41 protein-coding genes are annotated in these 22,679 nt (G+C 36.5%); 37 read left to right on the forward strand and 4 right to left on the reverse strand.

Annotation, left to right across the window (positions count from 1 at the left end; all coding sequences use genetic code 11):
- Nucleotides 1-98: 98 nt before the first annotated feature.
- The 4 genes from ACEN36_RS04640 to ACEN36_RS04655 all read right to left on the reverse strand — a co-directional run bounded on the left by ACEN36_RS04640 (nucleotide 99) and on the right by ACEN36_RS04655 (nucleotide 2,081).
- Nucleotides 99-725 (reverse strand): hypothetical protein, encoded by a 627-nt coding sequence (locus ACEN36_RS04640; RefSeq protein ID WP_131832578.1) that lies wholly within the window; start codon nucleotides 723-725, stop codon nucleotides 99-101.
- Nucleotides 725-1,276, reverse strand: a complete 552-nt coding sequence (locus ACEN36_RS04645; RefSeq protein ID WP_131832577.1) for a hypothetical protein — start codon at nucleotides 1,274-1,276, stop codon at nucleotides 725-727. Before ACEN36_RS04645 ends, ACEN36_RS04640 begins: the two co-directional genes overlap by 1 nt.
- A 126-nt stretch (nucleotides 1,277-1,402) precedes the next feature.
- On the reverse strand, nucleotides 1,403-1,747 hold the full coding sequence (locus ACEN36_RS04650) for an ImmA/IrrE family metallo-endopeptidase (RefSeq protein WP_407126048.1): 345 nt from the start codon (nucleotides 1,745-1,747) through the stop codon (nucleotides 1,403-1,405).
- Nucleotides 1,748-1,757: 10 nt separating this feature from the next.
- Nucleotides 1,758-2,081, reverse strand: a complete 324-nt coding sequence (locus ACEN36_RS04655; protein WP_407126049.1) for a helix-turn-helix domain-containing protein — start codon at nucleotides 2,079-2,081, stop codon at nucleotides 1,758-1,760.
- Between the two features lie 281 nt (nucleotides 2,082-2,362).
- On the opposite strand from ACEN36_RS04655, the gene ACEN36_RS04660 reads away from it, so the two are divergent.
- From ACEN36_RS04660 to ACEN36_RS04840, 37 genes are all read left to right on the forward strand, one after another.
- Nucleotides 2,363-2,554 (forward strand): transcriptional regulator, encoded by a 192-nt coding sequence (locus ACEN36_RS04660; RefSeq protein WP_407126051.1) that lies wholly within the window; start codon nucleotides 2,363-2,365, stop codon nucleotides 2,552-2,554.
- 13 nt (nucleotides 2,555-2,567) lie between these two features.
- On the forward strand, nucleotides 2,568-3,281 hold the full coding sequence (locus ACEN36_RS04665; RefSeq protein ID WP_407126052.1) for a BRO family protein: 714 nt from the start codon (nucleotides 2,568-2,570) through the stop codon (nucleotides 3,279-3,281).
- Between the two features lie 3 nt (nucleotides 3,282-3,284).
- Nucleotides 3,285-3,464, forward strand: coding sequence for a transcriptional regulator (locus tag ACEN36_RS04670; RefSeq protein WP_407126053.1), 180 nt, complete (start codon nucleotides 3,285-3,287; stop codon nucleotides 3,462-3,464).
- 19 nt (nucleotides 3,465-3,483) lie between these two features.
- Nucleotides 3,484-3,609 carry a hypothetical protein gene (locus ACEN36_RS04675; protein ID WP_407126054.1) on the forward strand — a complete coding sequence of 42 codons (126 nt, stop codon included), beginning with the start codon at nucleotides 3,484-3,486 and terminating at the stop codon, nucleotides 3,607-3,609.
- Nucleotides 3,610-3,626: 17 nt separating this feature from the next.
- The gene (locus ACEN36_RS04680; protein WP_407126055.1) at nucleotides 3,627-3,776 is read left to right on the forward strand and encodes a hypothetical protein; all 150 of its coding nucleotides are present in this window, start codon (nucleotides 3,627-3,629) and stop codon (nucleotides 3,774-3,776) included.
- Nucleotides 3,773-4,066, forward strand: coding sequence for a hypothetical protein (locus ACEN36_RS04685; protein WP_407126056.1), 294 nt, complete (start codon nucleotides 3,773-3,775; stop codon nucleotides 4,064-4,066). The genes ACEN36_RS04680 and ACEN36_RS04685 overlap by 4 nt, the downstream gene beginning before the upstream one ends.
- Before the next feature lie 68 nt (nucleotides 4,067-4,134).
- A complete protein-coding gene (locus ACEN36_RS04690) occupies nucleotides 4,135-4,974 on the forward strand; it encodes an ERF family protein (RefSeq protein ID WP_407126057.1) in 840 nt (279 codons plus the stop codon).
- Complete coding sequence (locus ACEN36_RS04695; RefSeq protein WP_407126058.1) at nucleotides 4,974-5,951, forward strand: DUF1351 domain-containing protein; 978 nt, start codon at nucleotides 4,974-4,976, stop codon at nucleotides 5,949-5,951. The genes ACEN36_RS04690 and ACEN36_RS04695 overlap by 1 nt, the downstream gene beginning before the upstream one ends.
- Before the next feature lie 12 nt (nucleotides 5,952-5,963).
- Entirely contained in the window at nucleotides 5,964-6,626 is a 663-nt protein-coding gene (locus ACEN36_RS04700) for a putative HNHc nuclease (protein ID WP_407126059.1), read from the forward strand.
- 2 nt (nucleotides 6,627-6,628) lie between these two features.
- A complete protein-coding gene (locus ACEN36_RS04705) occupies nucleotides 6,629-7,405 on the forward strand; it encodes a phage replisome organizer N-terminal domain-containing protein (RefSeq protein ID WP_407126060.1) in 777 nt (258 codons plus the stop codon).
- On the forward strand, nucleotides 7,374-8,207 hold the full coding sequence (locus ACEN36_RS04710; protein WP_407126061.1) for an ATP-binding protein: 834 nt from the start codon (nucleotides 7,374-7,376) through the stop codon (nucleotides 8,205-8,207). Before ACEN36_RS04705 ends, ACEN36_RS04710 begins: the two co-directional genes overlap by 32 nt.
- A gap of 11 nt (nucleotides 8,208-8,218) precedes the next feature.
- Complete coding sequence (locus ACEN36_RS04715) at nucleotides 8,219-8,512, forward strand: hypothetical protein (RefSeq protein WP_407126062.1); 294 nt, start codon at nucleotides 8,219-8,221, stop codon at nucleotides 8,510-8,512.
- 11 nt (nucleotides 8,513-8,523) lie between these two features.
- Nucleotides 8,524-8,721, forward strand: a complete 198-nt coding sequence (locus tag ACEN36_RS04720; protein WP_131832592.1) for a hypothetical protein — start codon at nucleotides 8,524-8,526, stop codon at nucleotides 8,719-8,721.
- Complete coding sequence (gene ssb / locus ACEN36_RS04725) at nucleotides 8,714-9,250, forward strand: single-stranded DNA-binding protein (RefSeq protein WP_079650656.1); 537 nt, start codon at nucleotides 8,714-8,716, stop codon at nucleotides 9,248-9,250. Before ACEN36_RS04720 ends, ssb begins: the two co-directional genes overlap by 8 nt.
- An 11-nt stretch (nucleotides 9,251-9,261) precedes the next feature.
- Nucleotides 9,262-9,567, forward strand: coding sequence for a hypothetical protein (locus tag ACEN36_RS04730; protein ID WP_131832593.1), 306 nt, complete (start codon nucleotides 9,262-9,264; stop codon nucleotides 9,565-9,567).
- A gap of 11 nt (nucleotides 9,568-9,578) precedes the next feature.
- On the forward strand, nucleotides 9,579-9,863 hold the full coding sequence (locus tag ACEN36_RS04735) for a hypothetical protein (RefSeq protein ID WP_407126063.1): 285 nt from the start codon (nucleotides 9,579-9,581) through the stop codon (nucleotides 9,861-9,863).
- Nucleotides 9,863-10,093: a hypothetical protein gene (locus ACEN36_RS04740; protein WP_407126064.1), complete on the forward strand. Its 231-nt coding sequence runs from the start codon at nucleotides 9,863-9,865 to the stop codon at nucleotides 10,091-10,093. The genes ACEN36_RS04735 and ACEN36_RS04740 overlap by 1 nt, the downstream gene beginning before the upstream one ends.
- Nucleotides 10,090-10,299 (forward strand): hypothetical protein, encoded by a 210-nt coding sequence (locus tag ACEN36_RS04745; protein ID WP_407126065.1) that lies wholly within the window; start codon nucleotides 10,090-10,092, stop codon nucleotides 10,297-10,299. The genes ACEN36_RS04740 and ACEN36_RS04745 overlap by 4 nt, the downstream gene beginning before the upstream one ends.
- Nucleotides 10,296-10,481, forward strand: coding sequence for a hypothetical protein (locus tag ACEN36_RS04750; protein ID WP_407126066.1), 186 nt, complete (start codon nucleotides 10,296-10,298; stop codon nucleotides 10,479-10,481). Before ACEN36_RS04745 ends, ACEN36_RS04750 begins: the two co-directional genes overlap by 4 nt.
- Nucleotides 10,478-10,783 carry a MazG-like family protein gene (locus tag ACEN36_RS04755; protein WP_407126067.1) on the forward strand — a complete coding sequence of 102 codons (306 nt, stop codon included), beginning with the start codon at nucleotides 10,478-10,480 and terminating at the stop codon, nucleotides 10,781-10,783. Before ACEN36_RS04750 ends, ACEN36_RS04755 begins: the two co-directional genes overlap by 4 nt.
- 256 nt (nucleotides 10,784-11,039) lie before the next feature.
- Nucleotides 11,040-11,216 carry a hypothetical protein gene (locus tag ACEN36_RS04760; RefSeq protein WP_407126068.1) on the forward strand — a complete coding sequence of 59 codons (177 nt, stop codon included), beginning with the start codon at nucleotides 11,040-11,042 and terminating at the stop codon, nucleotides 11,214-11,216.
- A gap of 32 nt (nucleotides 11,217-11,248) precedes the next feature.
- A complete protein-coding gene (locus tag ACEN36_RS04765) occupies nucleotides 11,249-11,770 on the forward strand; it encodes a hypothetical protein (protein WP_407126069.1) in 522 nt (173 codons plus the stop codon).
- 143 nt (nucleotides 11,771-11,913) lie between these two features.
- Nucleotides 11,914-12,468, forward strand: coding sequence for a YfbU family protein (locus ACEN36_RS04770; RefSeq protein ID WP_407126070.1), 555 nt, complete (start codon nucleotides 11,914-11,916; stop codon nucleotides 12,466-12,468).
- A 71-nt stretch (nucleotides 12,469-12,539) separates the two neighbouring features.
- On the forward strand, nucleotides 12,540-13,376 hold the full coding sequence (locus ACEN36_RS04775; protein WP_407126071.1) for a terminase small subunit: 837 nt from the start codon (nucleotides 12,540-12,542) through the stop codon (nucleotides 13,374-13,376).
- Nucleotides 13,366-14,580 carry a PBSX family phage terminase large subunit gene (locus ACEN36_RS04780; protein ID WP_407126072.1) on the forward strand — a complete coding sequence of 405 codons (1,215 nt, stop codon included), beginning with the start codon at nucleotides 13,366-13,368 and terminating at the stop codon, nucleotides 14,578-14,580. The genes ACEN36_RS04775 and ACEN36_RS04780 overlap by 11 nt, the downstream gene beginning before the upstream one ends.
- A gap of 13 nt (nucleotides 14,581-14,593) precedes the next feature.
- Nucleotides 14,594-16,081, forward strand: a complete 1,488-nt coding sequence (locus ACEN36_RS04785; protein WP_407126073.1) for a phage portal protein — start codon at nucleotides 14,594-14,596, stop codon at nucleotides 16,079-16,081.
- On the forward strand, nucleotides 16,056-17,864 hold the full coding sequence (locus tag ACEN36_RS04790; RefSeq protein ID WP_407126074.1) for an ADP-ribosyltransferase: 1,809 nt from the start codon (nucleotides 16,056-16,058) through the stop codon (nucleotides 17,862-17,864). The genes ACEN36_RS04785 and ACEN36_RS04790 overlap by 26 nt, the downstream gene beginning before the upstream one ends.
- A gap of 2 nt (nucleotides 17,865-17,866) precedes the next feature.
- Nucleotides 17,867-18,061, forward strand: a complete 195-nt coding sequence (locus ACEN36_RS04795; RefSeq protein WP_407126075.1) for a hypothetical protein — start codon at nucleotides 17,867-17,869, stop codon at nucleotides 18,059-18,061.
- 63 nt (nucleotides 18,062-18,124) lie between these two features.
- Nucleotides 18,125-18,304, forward strand: coding sequence for a hypothetical protein (locus ACEN36_RS04800; protein WP_131832652.1), 180 nt, complete (start codon nucleotides 18,125-18,127; stop codon nucleotides 18,302-18,304).
- Nucleotides 18,305-18,554: 250 nt separating this feature from the next.
- Nucleotides 18,555-19,190, forward strand: a complete 636-nt coding sequence (locus ACEN36_RS04805; protein ID WP_407126076.1) for a phage scaffolding protein — start codon at nucleotides 18,555-18,557, stop codon at nucleotides 19,188-19,190.
- Nucleotides 19,190-20,041, forward strand: a complete 852-nt coding sequence (locus tag ACEN36_RS04810; protein WP_407126077.1) for a P22 coat protein - protein 5 domain protein — start codon at nucleotides 19,190-19,192, stop codon at nucleotides 20,039-20,041. Before ACEN36_RS04805 ends, ACEN36_RS04810 begins: the two co-directional genes overlap by 1 nt.
- A 16-nt stretch (nucleotides 20,042-20,057) precedes the next feature.
- A complete protein-coding gene (locus ACEN36_RS04815; protein WP_407126078.1) occupies nucleotides 20,058-20,321 on the forward strand; it encodes a hypothetical protein in 264 nt (87 codons plus the stop codon).
- A gap of 53 nt (nucleotides 20,322-20,374) precedes the next feature.
- The gene (locus ACEN36_RS04820) at nucleotides 20,375-20,905 is read left to right on the forward strand and encodes a hypothetical protein (protein ID WP_407126079.1); all 531 of its coding nucleotides are present in this window, start codon (nucleotides 20,375-20,377) and stop codon (nucleotides 20,903-20,905) included.
- A gap of 1 nt (nucleotide 20,906) precedes the next feature.
- Nucleotides 20,907-21,227: a head-tail adaptor protein gene (locus tag ACEN36_RS04825; RefSeq protein ID WP_407126080.1), complete on the forward strand. Its 321-nt coding sequence runs from the start codon at nucleotides 20,907-20,909 to the stop codon at nucleotides 21,225-21,227.
- Nucleotides 21,187-21,648, forward strand: a complete 462-nt coding sequence (locus ACEN36_RS04830; protein ID WP_207558022.1) for an HK97-gp10 family putative phage morphogenesis protein — start codon at nucleotides 21,187-21,189, stop codon at nucleotides 21,646-21,648. Before ACEN36_RS04825 ends, ACEN36_RS04830 begins: the two co-directional genes overlap by 41 nt.
- Nucleotides 21,649-21,652: 4 nt before the next feature.
- Nucleotides 21,653-22,021 (forward strand): hypothetical protein, encoded by a 369-nt coding sequence (locus ACEN36_RS04835; protein WP_131832568.1) that lies wholly within the window; start codon nucleotides 21,653-21,655, stop codon nucleotides 22,019-22,021.
- Nucleotides 22,021-22,677 carry a hypothetical protein gene (locus ACEN36_RS04840; protein WP_407126081.1) on the forward strand — a complete coding sequence of 219 codons (657 nt, stop codon included), beginning with the start codon at nucleotides 22,021-22,023 and terminating at the stop codon, nucleotides 22,675-22,677. Before ACEN36_RS04835 ends, ACEN36_RS04840 begins: the two co-directional genes overlap by 1 nt.
- The last annotated feature ends 2 nt before the right edge of the window (nucleotides 22,678-22,679 follow it).

A 22,679-nucleotide genomic window follows, 5' to 3' on the forward strand; every position in this document is an offset into this window, starting at 1 on the left:
TGCTAAAATAGGCATAGCAAATACACCTATTTTAGGTTGTTTGTCATCCTTTAGAACACTCTAAACTTTGGCGAGGGAAGGGTGTTCTTTTTATTTGATTATTTTAAGCTGTAAAAAACACTTGTATTCATGTCTGATACTTCAATTAAAGTGTCATCACCTTCAGGTACTATTAAACCAACTTTCCCAGAATCGTTTCCACCTTTGTATAAATCTTTCCATCCAAAAGCAGATCCCTCTTCAAAAGAAGCATAAGTAGATTGAGAAACTTCGCTACCATCTGAAGCGACAGGTGTGATAAAAATAGTTGAAGTGTTGAATGGATCATCTTCACTTCCTTCGTCTAATGTTAAAGACATATCAAAAACTACCCATTCAAATCCTTCAGGAGCAGCTTCGTTGAATTCGTTTGCCTCCGTTAATTGATTAAGGGCTTCTTCTCCACGAACTACATTAGAAATCGTAGTTGTAACAGTCCCTTCTAACGGATTGTAGTCAGCATCACTGTATAATACATCCCAAGTTGCTGATTCACCAATAGAAACTGGATTACTTCTTTTTCCTGGAGCGCTAGTTTCTTCACTTGATTCTGCTTCGCTAGATACTTCTTCAGTAGTTGCAGATTCATTATTGCTACTTTCTACAGTCACATCAGATGATTCTCCACATGCTGCTAATAACAAGCTTGAAAACCCTAATAAAGTCACATATTTAAATTTATTCATTATTCTGTTTCCTCCATCTCAATAAAATCTGTTTCTTCAGAAATCACGGTGCCGGCATTATCTTTAATAATGATAGTTGGCTGATTGGTGCCATCAGAATAATCTGAGTTCAAGTACAGCTGTCTACTAAAGGTATCCATCATAATAGCAAAGAATCCGTTAGTAAGCTCGCTCATTTCAGAGGCATCTGTATTATTAATAACAATTTCTATAGTATTGTCGTCAACCATAGAAGAAGAAACTACTGTAAGAGTACTTTCTCCAGTTTCAGAAGAATCTGTCTCTTGTTCATCTAAAGATTCTATGTACTCTTTATATTGACGCTTATTGAAATTGATTTTTTCCCAATCTATTTCTTCATCGGTTCCCATTTTAGAAAGTTCTTCAGAAACTGCAGGATCTAATTCATCCAAACCAGGTTCTTTAACAACAGCTTCGCTTTCTGAAACTTCAGTAGTGCTAGTGTCGTATTTGCTATCATCTTCAGCGCCGCAAGCACCTAAGATCAAACCACATATACCTAAAGCAGCTAATAATTTAGCTTTTTTCAAATTTACTCCTCCTATTTGTCACTAAACCTTCACTGGAGACCACTTCCGGCTAGAAATTTAGCGTGTTATAATTCAGTTGACATCAACACCAGCCCAGAACTGTTCCAGCAGTTTTAGGGCTTTTTTTTATTTAATTCTAGTTTCCCAGCCTAAACCAAGATTATAATTCTCGAACACACCTGAATAGTCAAAATGACCATCAGATTCTTTGATTAAATAATCCATCATAAAAGAAGTAGCCTCATTCTCCATCTTAGATCTAAATACAGGTTTATCATATAAAATAGATAAATCTTTATGATTTAAAGCGTGTCCTAGCTCATGAAGGATAACTTCTTTTTGTTTTTCCTCGCTTAAACTTTCATTAATAAAAATAACTTTAAGATCGGAATTATAGAATCCTTCGCCTTCGAGATTAATTAAAACGATGTTAATCTCGTTTTCTTTAATCAAACTATAAATCTTATCCATATAAGCCTCCTTACTTATCACTGAATCTTCCTATAAGATAAGCACGAATCGCTTCTCTATCATTTTCCGACATAGGTTTACCGTCAAAACTCATTGTGTTATCTAAGACTTCGTTAAGGTCGAGCGGTGTGTTATTAATAGTTATTGTTTCGTCTCTTCCTAATAGGTAGTCTGTCGAAACGCCGAAGTAGTCGGCGATTACTTCCAACTTATCTGATCCTGCTTTTTGTTTCTTAAGTCGATATAGAGTGTTTTTTGAATATCCAAGAGCCGACTCTAAGTCGTTTATTGAAATTCCTCTCTGATCGCATAAATATTTTATTCTATCAAACATTGTTTTATCAACCTTTCTCAAGGCTCACAAAATAAAATTAAACAAAATGCATAAAAATAGTTGACTTAATTATGCTTATAGTTTAATATTCTATGTGTAAGCTAGTTGGTTAGCTAAAAGGTCGTCTAAATAAAACCAAAAAACGTTGGGGAACGGGAGTTGGTGTTTAAATAACGCTTATTTAGCTATGCCTTTATATTAAACTATTCGACTAAAAACGTCAATAAAAAGTTAAACAATTAGCTTACAAATTTGCTTATTTTTAAAGGGAGGTTGCAGATATGCCGGAAACACAAGCATTGAGAAATAAAATTTTAGAACATTTAGAGGAGAAAGATATCACTCAAAGGCAGTTAAGCCTATTGATTGACGAAAACCCTCAATATCTGAATGAAGTTTTGAAAGGAAAAAAAACAGGTCCTAAAGCAAATATGATGTTGCTGACAATTATTAAAGTTTTAGGGATCAAATAAAGGAGGGAAAAATATGGATCAATTAAAAATATTCAATTTCAAAAACAACGAAGTTAGAACTCTGCTAGTAGAAGAAGAACCTTATTTCGTAGCAAATGATGTAGCGAAAACGCTTGGTTATGTAAATCCTAGCGATGCAACTAATAAGCATTGCAAAAAATCGATTATGACATGGGGTAGCGATTCGCTAGGTCGTCGCCAAGAATTCAAAATCATTCCAGAATCTGATGTATATAGATTGATTTTTAGATCTAAATTACCAGAAGCCGAAAAATTTGAAGACTGGGTAACTGGAGAAGTTTTACCTGCTGTTAGAAAAACAGGTAGCTACATCGCCAACATGGACCAAGAGGATATTATGATTGCTACTCTAGAAAGTCAAAAGGAAATAAAAAAACGTCTAAATACCGTGACGACAGATGTGGAAGGGTTGAAAAAAGAAATTGACTTGAGCCGCCTCCAAAAAGCGCAACTGTCTAAAGTAGTAAGAGCAAACGCTATGGCAGCAGTTGGCGGAAAGAAGTCACATGCGTATAGAAAGCTTTATCGAGTAGCTATTTCAGAACATTGGAGAGTAATAAAAAACTACTTTCATGTTGCCAGCTATGAAGAAATTCCTAAACTGAAATTTGATGAAGCAATGGAAGTAGCTGGCATGTGGAGCCCTTCAATCGAATTAGCTTTTGAAATTAAACGATTGAATAACCAAGTTGAATTGGAGGTGTAGAACATGCCTCAAGTTCAACGTCATGAATTTTACCGTGTTGAGGATGTGATGGAAATGCTGAATGTCCAACAGACTAAAGCTTATTCGATCATCAGAAAGTTAAATAAAGAATTGCAGGATCAAGGAAAAATCATTGTGTCTGGCAGAGTGTCCAAACGTTATTTCGATGAAAGAATGTACTAATTATTGAAGGGAGAAGAAGATGAAAAACTTTTTGATCAACTTTTTCGAATTAAAAGAAAGCGAAATTACTTTCAAAGAAGTTATTAAAGCAGGATTTAGTTTATTTGTTGGTTTAGGAGTCGTGTTTTTGCAGCTGTATTTGTAACAGAAAGGAGTTTAGTCATGGAAATGAATCCAAAGGAACTAAAAGCGTTTAAAGAACTAAAATCTGATTTATATAACTATCCAGAAATGTTCATGATCACAGTTGATAGAAAAGATTTAGAGTTGGTCATTAATTATTTGGAAAAAGAAAAGGAGAATAAAAAATGAAAAAAACATCAAAAATCGAGGTTGAAACAACTAGTGAAGAAACCTTGCAACAGGTCAACAATATCGTTGATTCTTTTAATCCAGAAAACGAAAGTCTGTTAGTTATGAAGGTGAGTAGTGAAGATTCAAAAGTCGGGGTGTATGTAGCAAACCACGTCAAATCATCGGATTTATTAGCTCTACAAGCTGCTTTTCTAGAAGTGATAGAAGGGCAAGTAAAAGATTTAGTCAAGAAAGATCCGTTACAAGCTTTTCTTCTTATGCAACAGCTAAAAAAAGAAATAGACTGATGCGCCAACATCAGCCCGTAACAAAAATATTTTTCAACTGTATTTTAACATAGAAAAGAGGATATGCAATGTCTGAAAAAACTAGTTTAGTTAAAAAGTTAGCTAAAATAACGAGCCAAATCGGATCCGTGCCAAAAACTGGATGGAACAACTTTAATAAATACAATTATACGACAGAGGCAGATATACAGGCGATTACGTCAAAAAAAATGGCCGAAGAAAGCTTAGTTATGATTCCGTATGAAGTGGAACATTCTACACGAGAAGTCAAGACTAGAAAAGGAAATACAGAGTATGTGTACCAGGGAGTTTGGGACTTTGAAATTGTGGATGGAGATACCGGTGAATCTATTATTATTCGCATTTCCGGAGAAGGACAAGATAGTGGCGATAAAGGTCCTTTCAAAGCCTTAACAGGAGCACATAAATACGCATTGATGAAGTTGTTCCAAATCAGTACTGGAGATGATCCGGAACGTGATTTTGAAAATACTACTCAACAACAAAAGGTCGAGCAACATCAACAAGATTACCAAAACCAAAACTACCAACAGTCGCAACAAAATTATAACAGTCAACCTATACGACAAAACTATCAAAGCCAACCTACGCCACAGCAACAAGAACAGGAGCTAAGCAATGCGATTGTTGGTTACGTGAAAAAACTCAATTTAATGGGTATAGACATCCAACAAGTTTATGCTTACATCGCTAACAAAGAAGGCGTGCAAAGTGTGACAGAGGTGGCTAAAACTCGCATATTAGGTTATATGAAAGCTCAATATTTGAAACTTCAAAACAATCAACCGAAACAATTACAGCCACAACAACCGGAATTTGAACAAGGTAGTATATTGCAAAGTAGAACAACGCAGCCCGCTACTACCGTGAATTGGGGGAATAAATAATGGCCAATCAATTAGAAGTAATCAAAGAGAGTAATTTAGGAACGATATTTGAACCAGCAACATTAGAAGTTCACGGGTTCGATGAAATGAAAGAAATGGTGAAAAAAGTAGCGGACAAGTACACTAATTTAGTCTTTACAGCAGACGATAAAAAAGATGCGGAAGAAGTTCGTAGTAAGTTGATCGATGTTAGAGACAAATTTGAGCGAGAACGCAAAATTATCAAGAAGGCATATAACGAGCCGCTTAACGAATATGAAAGCAAAATCAAGGAACTTAACGGAATGATTGATGTTCCGCTAAACCAAATCAGAGAAGGTTTAAAAGAGATAGATATTGCTGAACGTGAACTTAGAGAAGAATGTTTGAAAGAGGTATTAGGAATCAAATTGGAAGGCTTAGGCGTTGAAATTGAGCCGAATAAGAGCTGGCTAAACAAAGGAATGTGGACAAGCAAACTTAAACCGACTACCAAACTCAATCAAGAAATTGACTATGTGATTGATGCAGCGATCAAAGAGAAAGATCGTAAAGAATCAGAAATCAAAATTTTAAGTGAGTTCTGTAAAGCTAAAGATATTGATCCAGCTGGATGGATTAGTCAATTAGATTTTAAATCAGCAACAGAAGTGATTGATTTGATCAATTTAGATATAAAGCGTAAAGCTGAAATAGCAGCAGAACAACAAAAGAAAAAAACAGAATTTGAATCATTCCAGTCAAAACAAGCTGAGGTTTTAGCAGAAATTGATCAAGTTCAAAGTTATGAAGACCCATTTGTCCAATCGACAGAGAATTTTCCTGTTACACCAGTCATTATCAATGTGATCCGAGTAAAAGGATCTCAATCACAATTAAACAATCTGAATGAGTATTTAATCAGCAGCGGTATAGAAGTAGAGTTTGTTGCTGATGAAACAAATAAAGTTTTTCAAGATCCTTCAAGCAAATATTTAATTGATGATTTGCCATTTTAAAGGGGCGGTTTAATGGAGTACGAAGGAAGTTTATTAAGAGTACAAGGCGATGAAGTCACTTTCAGGTTAGATCGTGATTTCGACATTGCCGAAGCTCAAAGAATGACTATAAAAGATAATCCTAGAAGCATTATCAGATTAGTGGATGAACGGAACATGACTAAGGACCAGAACGGAATGATACACGGACTATTTAACGACATATCGCTGTATACAGGTTATCCGCCGGAATATGTCAAAGACTTGTTAAAAGCTATGTTTTCGGCTCACAAAGGGATCGAATCATTTAGTATGGGCAACTATGGAATCAGCCAAGTTTTCGCTGGGGAATTTATTGAGTACATTCTCGAATTCTGCTTTGAGCAACAGATTCCGTTTAAATATCAAAAATTCCACTTAGCAAGTGACATAACCAGAATATTATTTATCTATTTGAAATACCGTGCTTGTTTTGTTTGTGGCAAAGAACACGCTGACATAGCTCACTTTGAAGCAGTTGGAGCTGGTAGGAATAGAAAGAAAATTGACCATTCCCAACATAGATTTATGGCCCTATGTAGAGACCATCATGGTGAACAACATCAGATTGGCATTGAAACGTTTATGAAGAAACACGTTTTAGTTCCTATTAAGTTGAAACCAGAACAGGTAAAAGAATTCAAGATAGGAGGATAATCTTGAGCGACAACAAGAAATATTACTATATCAAATTAAAAGAAAACTTTTTTGAAACAGAAGAAATGATCGTGCTAGAAAGCATGCCGGATGGATATAAATATTCAAATATTTTGTTGAAGATGTATCTAAAAAGTTTGAAACACGATGGAAAAGTGATGCTAAACGAACGCATTCCCTATAATTCATCAATGTTAGCTAGTGTTACTAGGCACAGTGTTGGAGACATAGAAAAGGCCGTTAAGTTATTTAAAGAGCTAGGACTGATTGAAACTTTTGATAACGGAACGATATTCATTTCTGACATTCAAAACTTTATCGGGAGATCCAGTACTGAAGCGGAACGAAAAAAAGAGTATAGAGAACGAATCAAAAATGAATCATTAATGATAAGTGGACAAATGTCCGGACAAACGTCAGACATTAGTACACCAGAGATAGAGTTAGAGAGAGAGATAGAGTTAGAGAAAGAAAAAGATAATACATCGAATCAAGCTTCGATGGAAACTCTTTTTTCTGAAATCTGGAAACTCTATCCAAAGAAAACCATGCGAAAAGAAGCATTGGCATCATTTAAGAAAGCAGTTAAAAAAGGAACTAGCGTTGAAGACATTAAAACAGGTGTAGAGAAATACGCAAAACATCTTGATGCAAACAAAAATTGGTTGAAGCCTATGGATGGTGGTAGGTGGTTCAACAAAGAACGCTGGAACGATGAATACCAAGTTGAAGCTGGGAGTGGAGGATATGACACATCAGAATATGACGACTTTTTCTAGTATTGGTGACGTAATGAATGAAAAGTTACGAGAAACAGATGAAATTTGTCCAATTCATAACTGCAAACTCATCACTGCATTTGGAAGAGAACCAATATGCATGCAATGTGGACAAGAAGAAAAAGTGAAGCAGGAAAAAGAAATGACTGATCGGATAAGCAATGAATATTACAAACGAAACACTTACAAATGGTTATCCAAGCATTCTATTTTTCTTGATGAAACGTTAAAACACGCAACATTTGAAGCCTACAAAACAGATGATACAGAAACGATTGGTAACAAAGAAACAGCGTTAAAAATCGCACGAGAGTACTACCAGGGTGCAACATATAACACCATCTTTACTGGTAAGGCCGGAACAGGTAAAAGCCATTTGTCCATGAGTATGTTGAAGGTTGTTAACGAATACAGCAAACCATACAGAAAGTGTTTGTTTGTCTCAATTGATGAATTAATGAGACGGATTAAAGATAGTTTCAACAATAAAGAGAGTTACTACACTGAGCAACGAATGATTGACCTGTTAACCGAAGCAGATTTGTTAGTTTTGGATGATTTAGGAGCTGAAACCGGAGCTATTACAAGTGAGAAGGCAGCAACGGATTTCACCACTAGAACGCTGTATGCCATCATCAACGGGCGGACGAACAAACCCACAATCATTACTACTAACTTGAACAGCAAAGACATGGCCAAGAAGTACGATAGCAAATTGATTTCAAGAATGTTTCGTGGTGCCGATGGACATGTCATCAAATTTGAGAAAACGAACGACAAACGTAGAACGATTGAATTTTAGGAGGAAAAGTCATGGCTAAACTAATCGTCAATGTAGGTTGCACATACACAGGAGAGTTAGAAGGCGATGCAGTTATCGAAGAACTAAAAAGCGGAGGGTTTAAAGACATTTCAACACTGCATCCACACTATCAAGCAATGCATGAACTAGACCTAACATTGAGTATGCAACTTAAAGAAGCGTTCATTGCTTTAGTTGATATGGGACACCAGGAAACGATGCTAGACATCCAAAAAGAAGTTGCAAGGGTTTTAAAAAGCGGATGTTTCGAGCTAACAAGTATTGAATTAGGAATAGGATATTAAGGGGTGGTCGAATGAATGTTACAGAAACGTACACTCAAATAAGTTTGGATATTTTGCTTAAACTTATTTCCGAGGATGATTTAAATGATTTGTTTGTAAAAACTGATGGAAATTTATACCCACACGAAAACTATTCGTTTGATTTAGAGAAACTAAAAAAAGAAAAATTCTTTTTGCGTGAAACTACAGGAGGTAATAAAAATGATTAATAACGTGGTGCTAGTCGGTCGGTTAACAAAGGACATAGACCTTAAATATACAGCAAGCGGAACAGCTGTTGGAACGTTCAATTTGGCAGTGAATCGAAACTTTAAAAGTCAAAGCGGTGAACAAGAAGCTGATTTCATCCAGTGTGTTGCATGGAGAAAAACAGCTGAAACAGCAGCAAACTATGTCAAAAAAGGTTCTCTTATCGGAGTTACAGGTAGAATCCAGACAAGAAACTATGAGAATGACCAAGGACAACGCATATATGTAACCGAGGTCGTTGCTGACTCTATTCAATTTTTGGAAAGTAAAAAAGACAGTGGCAATAATAATTATCAGCAAGCTGCTCAAAACATCAATCAGAGAACACAGAGCAACCCACAAAATAATCATAAACAAAATGGGTATCAAAATAACCAGCAAGGAAATTACCAGAACAAATCGCAACAGAATTATCAAAATACTCAAAGAGATACTTTTTCTAGCAGTGGACAGCCGATCAATATATCTGATGACGATTTGCCATTCTAGGAGGGGAAAATATGCCAACACAACTAGGAGAAGGGCGCAAACCATACGGTAAAATCCCTAAAGAAGCAAAAGAGTATACAGCAGTGAACATCTATGGCCAATTGGTCGTAGGTGTGATGTCTAAGCAGTATGAACATACTTGCATCCTTCGTGATAAGAAAGGCGTGAGCCATATGGTACTGCTGAAAGATGTAGGAATTAAACCTAGGAAAAGCAGTGAGCATAAGAGTAAGAATGATCACTATGAAGAACACGAGATTAAAGCAAGAGGACCGATCGCTAATAGAGCTTTACGTGAAAAAAGAAACAGTTTGTAGGAGGTAACGAATTGAAGAAAAAAATCAAAGTATCACTTCTGACCATCATCACGTTTTTAAATTTATTACTATTCGGACTAACCATCTGGATAAATTACGGAAACGAAAGTTACATCGCTACGATTAATCAGCATTTAGCAGAGGCTAGTGCAGAGAACCAAGATAAAGGTCGAGAAATAGAGTTGCTTAAGGAAGAAAATGCGGAAAAGAGCGAGCAGTTGCAGGTGAGCAATTGGAAGTTGGGGCAGATTGAGGCTAGGGACGAAGGGATTAAATACCAGGAGAGTGATAAATAATGGCTTCCATTCAAACTAAGTTAGATGTTGGCACAGATAAGAATCTTCAAGATTTCAGAAATGAGTTGCAAGAGATGGCTTTTAAGGAATTGAATCGGATGAATTTAACAGGAGATACCAGGGTACCTAATTTAATCGGCGGCTTGATTTCAAAATTAGATAGAGAATATGGAACGGAATACCAGCAGACAGAATCGGTTAAAAAGTTATTGGAGGATGATGGGGAATGACTTATCCGGAATTTGTAAAAGGTACATCACGATGCGCCCATTGTAATACTGAATTGAAAGAAGAATATGTAACGGTTAGAGATAATCATATGATATTAAATTATTTCGATTTCGAAAATGGAGAGGACAATATTTTTTGTGATAAATATTGTCTAGCTGATGCACTTTCTGCAGAAACAATCCTTATTGAGGAGGATGGGGGATGATCCGAACTAATCAGCAAAAGGCGCAAGAATTTTATAAAAGGTTGAATGATGAAGTAAAAATAAATGATAATCGTAAATTTAAAAATCTGAACAAAGAGTTCTACGACGGAATAGAACACGGAATCAAGTTTGCAAAAATGCACTATAAATTTACTCATGGAATACAGGAGGAAAACAAATGAATGAACTAATCGAAAAAGTGGAAGATTGGGCTAGAAACAAAGGAATGGATGAAGCAGATTCAGCTAAACAATATCTAAAAGTGAGTGAGGAAGTCGGAGAAGTTGCAGCAGCATTGGCCAGAGGGCAGCAAGACGAGCTAAGAGACGGAATAGGCGATGTAGTAGTGACGTTGATAATCTTGGCCATGCAGAATGACTTAGATTTGTATGAGTGCTTAAACACGGCTTATGATGAGATTAAAGGGCGTAAAGGTAAGATGATTGATGGTGTGTTTGTTAAACAAGCTGATTTGGAGGTTTAGTGATGAAACAATCCGTGAAATATATACAACCTGTATACCTTCCAAAATGTGATTATTGTGATAGTAATGTAATTCCGCCAGAAAAATATTACTTCGTAGCAATTGAAGGGCATGACGACTCAGATGTTAGAATTGTACATCGAGAATGTTATGTGAGAAATCAGACATATTGGGCAAGAGAAGAGTACGAGGAGTTAACGGATTAGCTAACGAGGGTAACACTTAGTAACTCGATTTATTGGAGGGGTAACACTGTATGCCTATCAAAGAAGGGAATAAAAGAGTTTCCATCACACTTGATCCGTTGTATGAAGAAAAGTTGCAACAAATCATGAAACACACCAATAAGAACAAAAAGAGGTTACTAGAAATATGGATTGATCAGTATTTTATGGCTTATGGTCACGAGATGAAACGAACTGATAAAAGTTAAGTGATCATATTAATTTGAGGAGGCATGAAAGAATGGTAGAAGGTTTAACAAAGAATCAATTAAAAATCATTTCAGAGTTAGCGGCGCAAGAGGCTATTCGTACTTACGAAAAGACTCTACTAGTTGAAAAAAAAGAAAAGCAAGATCGACGTTTACGTAATACAGAATTACTACTTAAAAATTATCGTAAATTGAAAGATCATTGTAGTGAAATCGATTCTGAAATTGAAGAATTCGAGGGAACGATATTAGATATGCAAGAATTGACTATCGAATCGCTCATGCGTTATCGATACAAAACGGTAAAAATGCTTAAACATGTTGATAAGATGCTGATCGTATATGAGTGGGATTGTGGTCACGGTAGTGAAGAAGAGAAAAGAAGATACAGCATCTTAAAGAAACGATATCTTATAGAAGATAGAAGAACTGTTAAAGAGTTGTGCGAAGAGCTTAGCGTGGAACAAGCTACTGTTTATAGGGACACTAAAAGAGCTATAAAAGATATTGCTATTTTACTATTCGGGATTGATGCATTGGAATTCAAAATTTGAACGAATGATAAAAACTGGATAAAAAGTGCAAGTGTTTATGTGGTAATATGATAGTGTAAAAACAAAGTCCTCCTTTAGAAAACTTCTACATTTATTTGTGGAAGTTTTTGTTATAATAGATGTTATAAAAAGGAGGTGAAATAATGACTTTATCAATACATCAAAGACAATCATTAATAAATCAACACAAAATATTGGAAAAGCTGTCAGATGATAAAGATGACAAAAAATATCATAAAACAATGCAAGAAGTTTATCATAGTGGATTTGAGTATGAGTATTTTGAGTACGGTCCATCTGAAGATACGCTATCTGTAGATGATTGCAAATTTGTCTATGAAGTTGTTAACATGTATGATGACTTGTATTTTGGCTGGAATAACAATGAAGATATTAAAAACAGTGTAGATGAGTATAAAGTAATGTTTCCTGGGTTTGATCTAAATGACTCTCACGAATACAAACTCTATTCTTATACTAAGTTCTTAATTGAAGATTTAGGTAAATTCCATGATACTAGTGACTTACTTAAAAACGGTAAAATCCGCGAACTTAATAGTCATGGCGCAGGACCAGGTAAACATGGATATAAATTAATGCTTCAAAAATTCCAAGTCCATAATGCTAAGAGAATCAAAAGAGAAGATTTTCAATTTACAGTTGAAGAGATTCAGGATATCGTGAATCCATTTAAGTAACAAAAAGGACCTCAAAGCGAGGTCTTTTTTGTTATACATAAAATTAACTTAGAGGTGGTGGTGGCAATGACATGAACTGGGAAGCAATAAGAAAAGAATTTGAAGAATCAGATATAACGATGAAAGATCTTGCTGAAAAGCATGGCATTAAACCAGGCACTTTGCGGAGTAGAAAGAATCGTGAGAAGTGGGAGAAGCGCAACGCAGCAAAAAATTTTGCAACACGCAACGCAACAAAACGGAAAAACGTTGCAACACAAAAAGCGATTGAACAGATAAATGATAATTCAGAATTGAATGATCAGCAAAAGCTATTTTGTCTTTATTACTCACAGAATCACAATGCTACTAAGAGTTATCAAATGGCGTATGACGTTGAGTATAAAACAGCGCATGCTAATAGTTATAGATTGATGGCAAAAGACGGCATAAGAGCTGAAATCAAGCGTATCAAGCAAGCAAGGATAAATGACTGGCTTGTTGATGATACGGACATCATAAACGAGTGGATGAAGCAAGCATTCACGGATATCACCGATTACGTGGAGTTTAGAAAAGTATTTGTGGACTATAGTAGAGACGATGAAGACATGCCGAAACTTGATGAGTTTGGCGAGATGATTCCATACTACCGCAATGAGTTACATTTCAAGAAATCATCAGAAGTAGATGGAACTGTCATCCAAGAGGTCAAGAAAGGTAAAGATGGCGTTTCAGTCAAGCTGTACGACAAGCAACGTGCATTAATAGAGTTGCAGAAGTTGATAGGCGGCGAGAACGCCCTTAAACTTCAATTGATGCAATCTCAAATAGATAAGTTGCAAGAAAGCATGAAAGTTGATACGTCAGCAGAGGACAGGCTGAAAGGCTACTTTGAAAAGTTAGGAGCTGAAATAGATGGCTCTTAGCGATTTGTATACAGAGAAGCAAATAAACATTTATAAACGGACACGTCAAGAAGACTGGTTCATGCTCCTCAATCACGGCGCAGTTCGTGCTGGAAAGACTCAATTAGATAACGATTTGTTTTTGAATGAGTTGATTCGTGTTAAAGAGCTTGCAGCAGTAGAAGGCGTAGATGAGCCGATGTATATCCTAGGCGGTGTGTCATCTGGAACTATTCAATCCAACATTCTGCAAGAGTTAACAAACAAATACGGCATCGAATTCAAGTTTGATAAGCACAACAACTTTAAATTGTTTGGTGTGAAGGTCATTCAGACGTTTACAGGCACGATAGCCGGTTTAAAAAGCATTCGCGGGATGACAGCTTATGGAGCTTACATCAATGAAGCTTCGCTTGCTAACAAAGAAGTATTTGATGAAATCATCAAGCGCTGTTCGGGCGAGGGAGCAAGAATCATTTGCGATACTAACCCAGACCATCCAGAGCATTGGTTGAAGAAAGATTATATTGATAACCCATCCAAGAACATTCTTAGTTTTCACTTCACTTTGAAGGATAATACATTTCTAAGTGAACGCTATAAGCAAAACATTATCGAAACCACGCCATCCGGAGTATTTACGGAACGTGGCATTTTTGGTTTATGGACCATTGGCGAGGGTGCTATCTATTCGGACTTTGACGAGGACATCCATGTTGTTGATGAGGATGATGTGCCGTGGAAAGACATCACTAAGTATTACAGCGGCGTTGACTGGGGTTATGAACACTGGGGCGCTATCGTGGTGGTTGGTGAAACGGATGATGGCACGAAGTATTTAATCCGTGAGCATGCAGCGCAACACAAAGATATTGATTATTGGGTGGAGCGTGCAAAAGAAGTTGTTGCGGAGTTCGGTAACAAGATCCCGTTTTATTGCGATTCAGCAAGACCAGAACATGTTGATCGGTTTGTTGATGAAGGTTTCTATGCTTATAACGCAAATAAAGCCGTATTAAGCGGAATTGAAATGGTCGCTAAAGGTTACAAACAAAACAAGTTTTACGTTGTTAGACAACGAATAGAACGCTTCTTAGACGAAGTTTATCAGTATGTATGGAATAGCAAGACTGGTGAACCGGTGAAGCAACACGATGATGTACAAGATGCCGTGAGATATGCCGTTTACAGCAATGCTAAAGATAGCGGCGGTTGGTTGTATTAAGAGAGGTGATAAAGTGGATAGTAAGTATTTATTAAGCGAGAACCCGCAAGTAGTAGCAACAGCCTTGAACAAAGCTGTTATTGAGGATAGAACATCAAAAGCAAAAGATAAAGCACGTGTCGGGCAGCGGTATTATGATTACAAGCATGATATTCTATCGAACCGCATCTTTTATATTGATGATAACGATAGATTACAGGAAGATACCAACGCATCGAACGTGAAGATACCGCATGCTTTCTTTACTGAACAAGTTGATCAAAAGGTGCAATATCTATTATCTAATCCAGTTGAGTTAGAAGTAGATGATGAAGCGTTTAAGGAGCATCTGAAAGAATACTATGACGAAGATATGCAGCTGTTCTTACAAGAAGCATTAGAAGGTGCATCGATCAAAGGTCATGAATTCGCATATGCTAGGACAAATAACCAAGATAGATTATGCTTCCAAGTATCAGACAGCTTACAGACATTTGACGTTTACGATGATAACGGTGACCGAAAAGCTATTGTTCGTTACTATGACAAAGACATCACCAGAAACGGCAAAAACGTTACCGTAACACATGCTGAATTATGGGATGATGAAAAGGTTACATTCTATGTTAAAGACGAAAACAAGCGGTTTGTTTTGGACAACAAGCGTGAAATGAACCCAAGACCACATGTTGTTGCACAAACAAACGATGGGCAGTTGCTAGAACGTTCATATGGTACTTTGCCATTCTATCGATTAACCAACAACAAGAAAGAGTTAACGGATTTAGAACCTATTAAGCCATTGATTGATGATTATGATTTAATGGCGTGCTTCTTATCGAACAACTTACAAGACTTTGCAGAAGCTATTTACGTTGTAAAAGGTTTCCGCGGCGACGATTTAAGTAAGTTGCGCCAAAACATCAAAGCAAAGAAAACAGTTGGTGTTGGTGATAACGGTGGCGTGGATGTGAAGACGGTTGAGATACCCGTTGCAGCAAGACAAGCTAAGTTAGATATTGATAAAGATGCCATTTACAAGTTTGGAATGGGATTTGATAGCACGCAGATAGGCGATGGAAACATCACTAATGTAGTCATCAAGTCACGTTATGCATTGTTGGATATGAAAGCAAATAAAGCAGAAGTTCGGTTAAGGTCTATGCTCGCTTGGATGAATGAAATGATTGTCAGTGACATCAATAGACGGTTTAACAAAGCTTATAAAGCTAGCGATATCAAAGTAACCATCACAAGAGAAACGATGGTTAATGAAAATGACATAGTAGAACGTGCTAAGAATGAAGCTGATGCTAAGAAAGTCATCGTTGAATCAATTCTTTTGGTTGCTCCAAGATTAGATGATGAAAGTGTTCTTAAACTGATTTGTGAGCAGTTTGAATTGGATTGGGGAGAGGTCCAATTGATGATTGAAGAACAGGAATTTACTTCTGGTTTACAAGAGGAAACAGATCCAGTTGAAGTAGGTGCTATTGATGGAACAGTTGGACAAGTGGAATAAAGAATTAGATCTATTGAGTTCCAAATCGTATAAAGACATCGATGATAAACTTTTTAAGTTTTACAAGAAGTCTTTGAAGCAACTGAAATCAGAAACTAAAAACTATATCGAAAATTATGATAGTCTTTCTTTCTCGAAACGACTTGAAGTTGATAATCAAATCAAAGTTGCAAATCGAATTGATGAGATTCTTTGGGATTTAGAAGCTGAAAAGCAGCCTACCATGAAAGATTACATCAGAGGTGAAGCGAATCATGGTTATTACGGAACCTGGTACGCTCTTGAAGGTAATGAAAATGTTCAAGTAGATTTTGGAATGTTGAATGAGACTTATATCGAAAGATTGGTTGAAAAGAAGGTAGCTGGAAAAAGCCTTTCTAAACGACTCTATGAGCACAGAACGCAACTTGCAAATACTGTTACAAACGAATTGCTAAACGGCGCTGTTACAGGTAAAGGTTACGCTATAGTAGCTAAGAACATTGCAGAACAGACAGAAGCAAGTTATAAAAGAGCATTGCGTATTGCCAGGACAGAAGGCGGCCGTGTTCAGTCTACTACAAAGCAAAGATCATATAAGGAAGCTGAAGAAAAAGGTATCAAATTAGAAAAGAAATGGTTAGCAACCTTGGATAAGAAAACAAGACATGCGCATCAAGAACTCGATGGTCAAACAGTAGCTGTTGATGACAAATTTACTTTTAATGGGTACGAAGCGGAAGCTCCTCGTTTATTTGGTCGTGCATCGTTAGATATTAATTGCAGGTGTACGACAATAGCTGTCGTTAATGGAATGAGTCCGGAATTGCGAAAAGATAATGTGACTAAAGAAATTGTTGATTACAAGAACTATAATGATTGGTACGAAAGCAAAGATACACGGACAAACATCAAAAAGAAAGATTATAGTGATTATGTCAATGTATTAGGTAGAAAATATAAAACAACTGATTTTAGTAAGTTGCTTGGCAAAATGTCAGATGATGAGTATAAGAAATTAAGCATATTAGACGTAACGGATAATGAAATAGAATTCATTCCTAAGAAACAAGAGCTTACTCTTGAACAGGTTAAAAATAGAATCAAAGATATAGATGATAAGATGTGGGATCTAGAAGATGAAAATTATGGTTCTATGACTGAAGATGAGGCGTCTGATTTGTATGATGAATTGTACGAAGAATCGAAGCGATTAAAAGTGAAACAGAAAGAATTAGAACCTATTTTACCTTACAAAAAACTTGATGAAGAAGACTTGTTTCAGTATCAAACGAAATCTAATTCGTGGTATAATCAACTTGAAACTAAAGAAGTCGAAGCAATTCAACACTTTACAGATAGTGGTTACTCCACTATTAACAATTATATTCTTGAACCAGATAGCCCTATGTATAAGCATCCTAAAACTAGGGAAAATATTGAAAATAATATCAAAGACTTAGACTCTGCATTATCCAAATTTAGTTTAAAAGAAGATTTAGCCGCGTATAGGGGCGTTAGCACAAAAGAGTTGAGATACTTGAAAGAACACAATAGCTTCAAAGAGTTTAAATCAACTTCTTTCGATTTTGATGTTGCTAAAAACTTTTCAAATGAAAATTCATCAAAAGATACAAACATAGTCAAATTTAATCTTCCAAAAGGAACAAAAGGCGCTTTTATTGGAGATAACAGTAAAATATCTGGGGAAGCAGAATTCTTACTAGCAAGAAATACTAAGTATAGCTATGAAGAAATAGATGGTGAAAGAATTATAACAATATTGTTAGAGGGAGATGATTAACCATGAAAGATAAAGAATATTATTTAGGGTTAACTCCACCGTATTTAGATAAAGAAAGATGGATTCGAGAAGTAAATTTTGTTTTTGAAGTAAAGCAAGGTGGGGCAGAGTGGATTGAATATCTTGAAAGATTTTATAATTCTAAGCCTAGAACCATTCAAGAACGTTGGGAAAAAGAAGAAAAATTGTATAAATAACGATAGCACGTAACCAATAACAGGTTAGGTGCTATTTTTGTACCCAAAATCAGGAGGGATAGCATGGCAATGACACCGTTTGAAAAAGCAGTGGTTAAAGAGCTACAAGGCATCAAAAAAGAGCTGCATGAGATGAACAAGAAGAAGCCGGAGCAAGGGCAAGTGGACGGTACAGGCATCCATATTGATAGTGGTGCGCTATCTAATGCAATTTCAAACAGAATTTCAAACAATCTTAGATAGGAGTTGCTGCTATTGAAACGATTCATAGTTAAGTTGATTAACAGGTTGCTTCTAAAAATATATAAGGTTAGATAAACAGGTCATTAGCAAATGCTAGAGGCTTTTTATATTGGAATGATAGAGGTTTTGGCTTTATCACGAGTGTACGGTTGGGGGTTCCGTTCATTTACATTTCGTTATTGCATGACGTTATATGCAAACCACACATGATGCAACCATGTCAAACAGCGTAGTGGCGAAAGGGGTAAACATGACGTTTAAAGAGTATCTACTTTCAATTGGACTATCAGAGGAACAAGCAAATAAAACGGTGGAAGGTATGCCGGCAAATAAGTTTCACCTTGCATCCGAAGAAAATCTTGATTCGAGATATACCAAACTGAAAGAACAGAAAGAACAGCTAGAAAGTGATTTGAATAGCGCCAACGAACTTGTAACAGGCTTGCAGAAGTCAAACAAAGACGTTGAAGGCTTGCAAACGAAGATTAGTGAGTATCAATCGAAAGTTGAAACGCTTGAAACGGAACGTGCAGCAGAACAAAAAACATATGCGTTGAAAGAAGCGTTGACTAAAGAAGGCGTATCAGACGTTGATTACATGCTGTTTAAACTTGGGGATGTTGAAGTAGATAAAGACGGAAACTTGAAAGGATTAGACAACCGAATCAAGGAGCTGAAAGAATCTAATCCAACGTTTTTTGGTGCAGATAGCAAGAAAGATGACCAACCTGGAGCAGCAGGCTATAAGCCTATTGATAACAAGCTTGATAATGGCAAACAAAGCGTTTCATATTCACACGCAGAACTAGAAAATCTATCAGCAAAAGAAATTACAGAAAACTGGGATGCCGTAGCGGCAGCTTTAGAAAATGGAGGAAATGAATAATGACAGTAAAAAACTTTATTCCAACAATCTGGTCAACTAGATTGATGGCAAACTTAGACAAAGACTTGGTATTTTTAAATATGGTAAACCGTGACTACGAAGGTGAAATTTCAGCGTTCGGTGATACGGTTAAAATCAACCAAATGGGCGATGTGACCATCAAAGAATATACTGGTGCAGATATTGCGGATCCAGAAGATTTGAATTCAGAACAACAAACGTTAACGATTGACCAAGCGCATTACTTTAACTTCCGTGTAAAAGACGTGGACAAAGCACAAGCCAACGTAACGCTTATGGACAAAGGAATGGCACGCGCTTCTTATGCTTCCGCTGATAAAATTGATATGGATATTGCTAAATTAATTACATCAGCAGACGTTACGCAAAAAGTAGGTACGGTTGCAGCGCCAATTGAAATTACAGCTTTAAATGCTTATGACTACCTTGTAGATTTAGGCACTCAATTGACTACTTACAACGTATCCAAAGTGGACCGTAAAATTGTGTTGCCGCCATGGTACTTCGGTTTGTTATCTAAAGATGCACGTTTCACTAAAGACTTGAACATTTTACGTAACGGTGTAGTAGAAAATTCAACAGTTGGTGGTTTCCAATTGCTAGAATCAAATAACGTTCATCAAGATACAACTGGAGCTGACGCTGTATTCCAAGTAATGGCTGGGACAACACAAGGTATTTCTTTTGCTAACCAAGTATTAGAAACAGAAGCATACCGTCCAGAAAAGAACTTTGCTGATGCAGTAAAAGGTTTAGTAACTTACGGGCGTAAGATTGTTGAACCAAAAGCTTTAGTACAATTCAACATCAAACAAGCACCAAAAGTTTAATTGGAGGTCGTGAAGCATGGCTAAAATGAAAGTATGCAAATCATTCACGGATAACTTTAACGGTCACTACTATGTGGCCGGAGAAGCTTATCCTGGTAAATATGGTTCAGCAGCTAAAGAACGGTTAGATGAATTAAAGAAAAATAAATATATTGAAGAAGAAGTGGATAATTCTAAAGAGTTAGAAGCTGAAAATGCTGAATTGAAAGCTGAAATTGAGAAATTAAAAGCTGAATTAGAAGCTAAAAAAGAAACAAAACCAGCTAAAGAAAAGAAATAACCAAGAAAGAGGGATAATCATTCCCTCTTTTTCTTTTGAATTGAGGTGAAAGCATGATTATTTCTATTGCTGATGCAAAAGAAGTTGATCCTAACATTGCACAAGATGATTTAGATGCGTTTGAGAGCAGCGTAAGGGAGTTAACTAATAACAACTTTCAAAATACACGCATTCGCTTTAAAGAAGTTGAGTTTGTTGAGAAAAATATCATTCTAGTAAATGAGCAGATTATCGGTTTGAGAATAGGCGACACAATAGAAGTCAATTATTCGCACTATAACGATGGTTTGTTTGTTGTTGAGGAAATACAAGGTAAGCAGATTACAGTTGAAGGAGCGCCTTTTTATTTGGCAGATTCGGGTAAATCTATGGTCACTAAAGTAGAGTATCCAGCTGACATCAAACGTGGAATCAAGAAACTGATTCAATACGATAAAAAAATGACTAGCAAAGTCGGGATTAAGTCCGAAACGATCAGCAGAATGAGTATCACTTATTACGATGTCAATGCAGCGGACAATACAGAAGGATATCCATCAAGTTTGTTATCGTTTTTGAAGAAGTACGAAAAGATGAGGTGGTAGCATGAATCGCTTCACTATCGAGCATAAAATGCAGATTGATGATGGTATAGGTGGTTTTATCGATGCTTGGAAGGAATTTGAGACGGTCCAAGGATATATTGATTTAGTTACCGGAACAAATTTAAACACTATCCAGAACGCATTTATCGAACAATCAACACATATACTGATTATTCCCGAGTTCACACAAGGAGTAACAGATGACATGCGAGTTGTTGACGAGAAAAAGAGATACTACTCAATCACATACACTGATGAACCGATGGGAATAGGTCATCACAATGAAGTCTATTGCAAGTTTGGCGGTGTTATTGATGGCTAAAGGCTTCAAGTTTGAAGACAACTCGAAGAAAGTTAAGCAGCAGATGAGCCAAGCAAACGAAGCAGGAATGGAAGCTGCATTGCTATTGATTGAAGCACAGGCTAAAGCACTGGCGGCAGTCGATAGTGGGGAAATGAGAGACAAAATAGATCATCGCGTTACTAATAGAGGTAATGATACCGTTGGCCAAGTTGGTTCGCCTAACGAACAAGCCATATATAACGAATTTGGTACTGGAGAATTCGCTGAAAACGGCGCGGGGAGAAAAGGTGGATGGAATTATCAAACGCCAGATGGAAAATGGCACCATACTATAGGGATGCATCCGCAACCTTTCTTGCGTCCAGCGTTTAGACAAAATAAGAAAAAAATTCAGGATATCATTGGAAAAGAGTATGGAGCAACCTTCAAAGGGAAGTGATTAATTGATTAAATTTTTAAAAGAGTTAACAGCTCAATTTAGAGAAGTTTCCCCTGAAGCATTTCATGAGAAAAATAGAAAAGAGATAGTGCTTTACCCGTATTTGACTTTTGATTTTGACAGCGAAGCTTTAGAGCAAAACATAGAAGGTTTTTATATAGATGTGGATATATTCGATAATAATTCGAGCTATGAAGACATCTTTCAAATGGAAGAATCGCTAAAAGCGCACTTTAAAAACAATAGAAAGCTAACGGATGATTTATTTATCCGCTTTAATTTCTTGAGGTCCACTAAAGTGTCAACGGGAGACGACAAAATAAAAAGACGAAACTTGCAATTTTATTGCAAAGTCGATTGGAGGAACAAATAATGGCATTGAAAAAAACGGGTTACAGTAATTCAACGGCTAAAAACTATTTAATTAATGCAGCAACAATTTATACAGGTGTTAAATATGAAGCAGAAGCAGGATTTATAGGCACTTTACACGGAGCTACTTCTGGCGGTGTGACACTAACCATTGAACAAACATACCGAGACATTGAAATTGACGGAACTTCTCACATGAAAGTAAAAGGGAATAAAGTACTTGAATCAGCAAATGCTACGGTAACTGCAAACATGAAAGAGATTACGGCTGAAAATATCCGTAAATCATTAAACGGAACTATACGTGTTGCAACCGCGGAGGAAGCTCCTGAAGGTTACCAAGTCATCGAAACTAAACGTTATCTAGAAGATATCGATTATGTAGAAAATATGGCTGTAGTTGGCACGTTAAGTGGGACAAACAAACCAGTTATTGCAATTTTAGACAATGCCATTTCTACAGGTGGTCTTGAACTAGGTACAGAAGATAATAATGAGGCAGTGGTGGAACAAACTTATGAAGCACATGCAACTGTTGAACAACTGGATTCGGATCAATATCCATGGAGAATCTTATTCCCAACGGTAGATGGAGTAGAGGAAACTACTGGAACCCAATCTACATCGGTTGAGCAAACAGCTGAGTTAACAGAATAACA

This window comes from Desemzia sp. FAM 23989, assembly GCF_045528345.1.
In the GTDB taxonomy this organism is placed as follows: domain Bacteria; phylum Bacillota; class Bacilli; order Lactobacillales; family Carnobacteriaceae; genus Desemzia.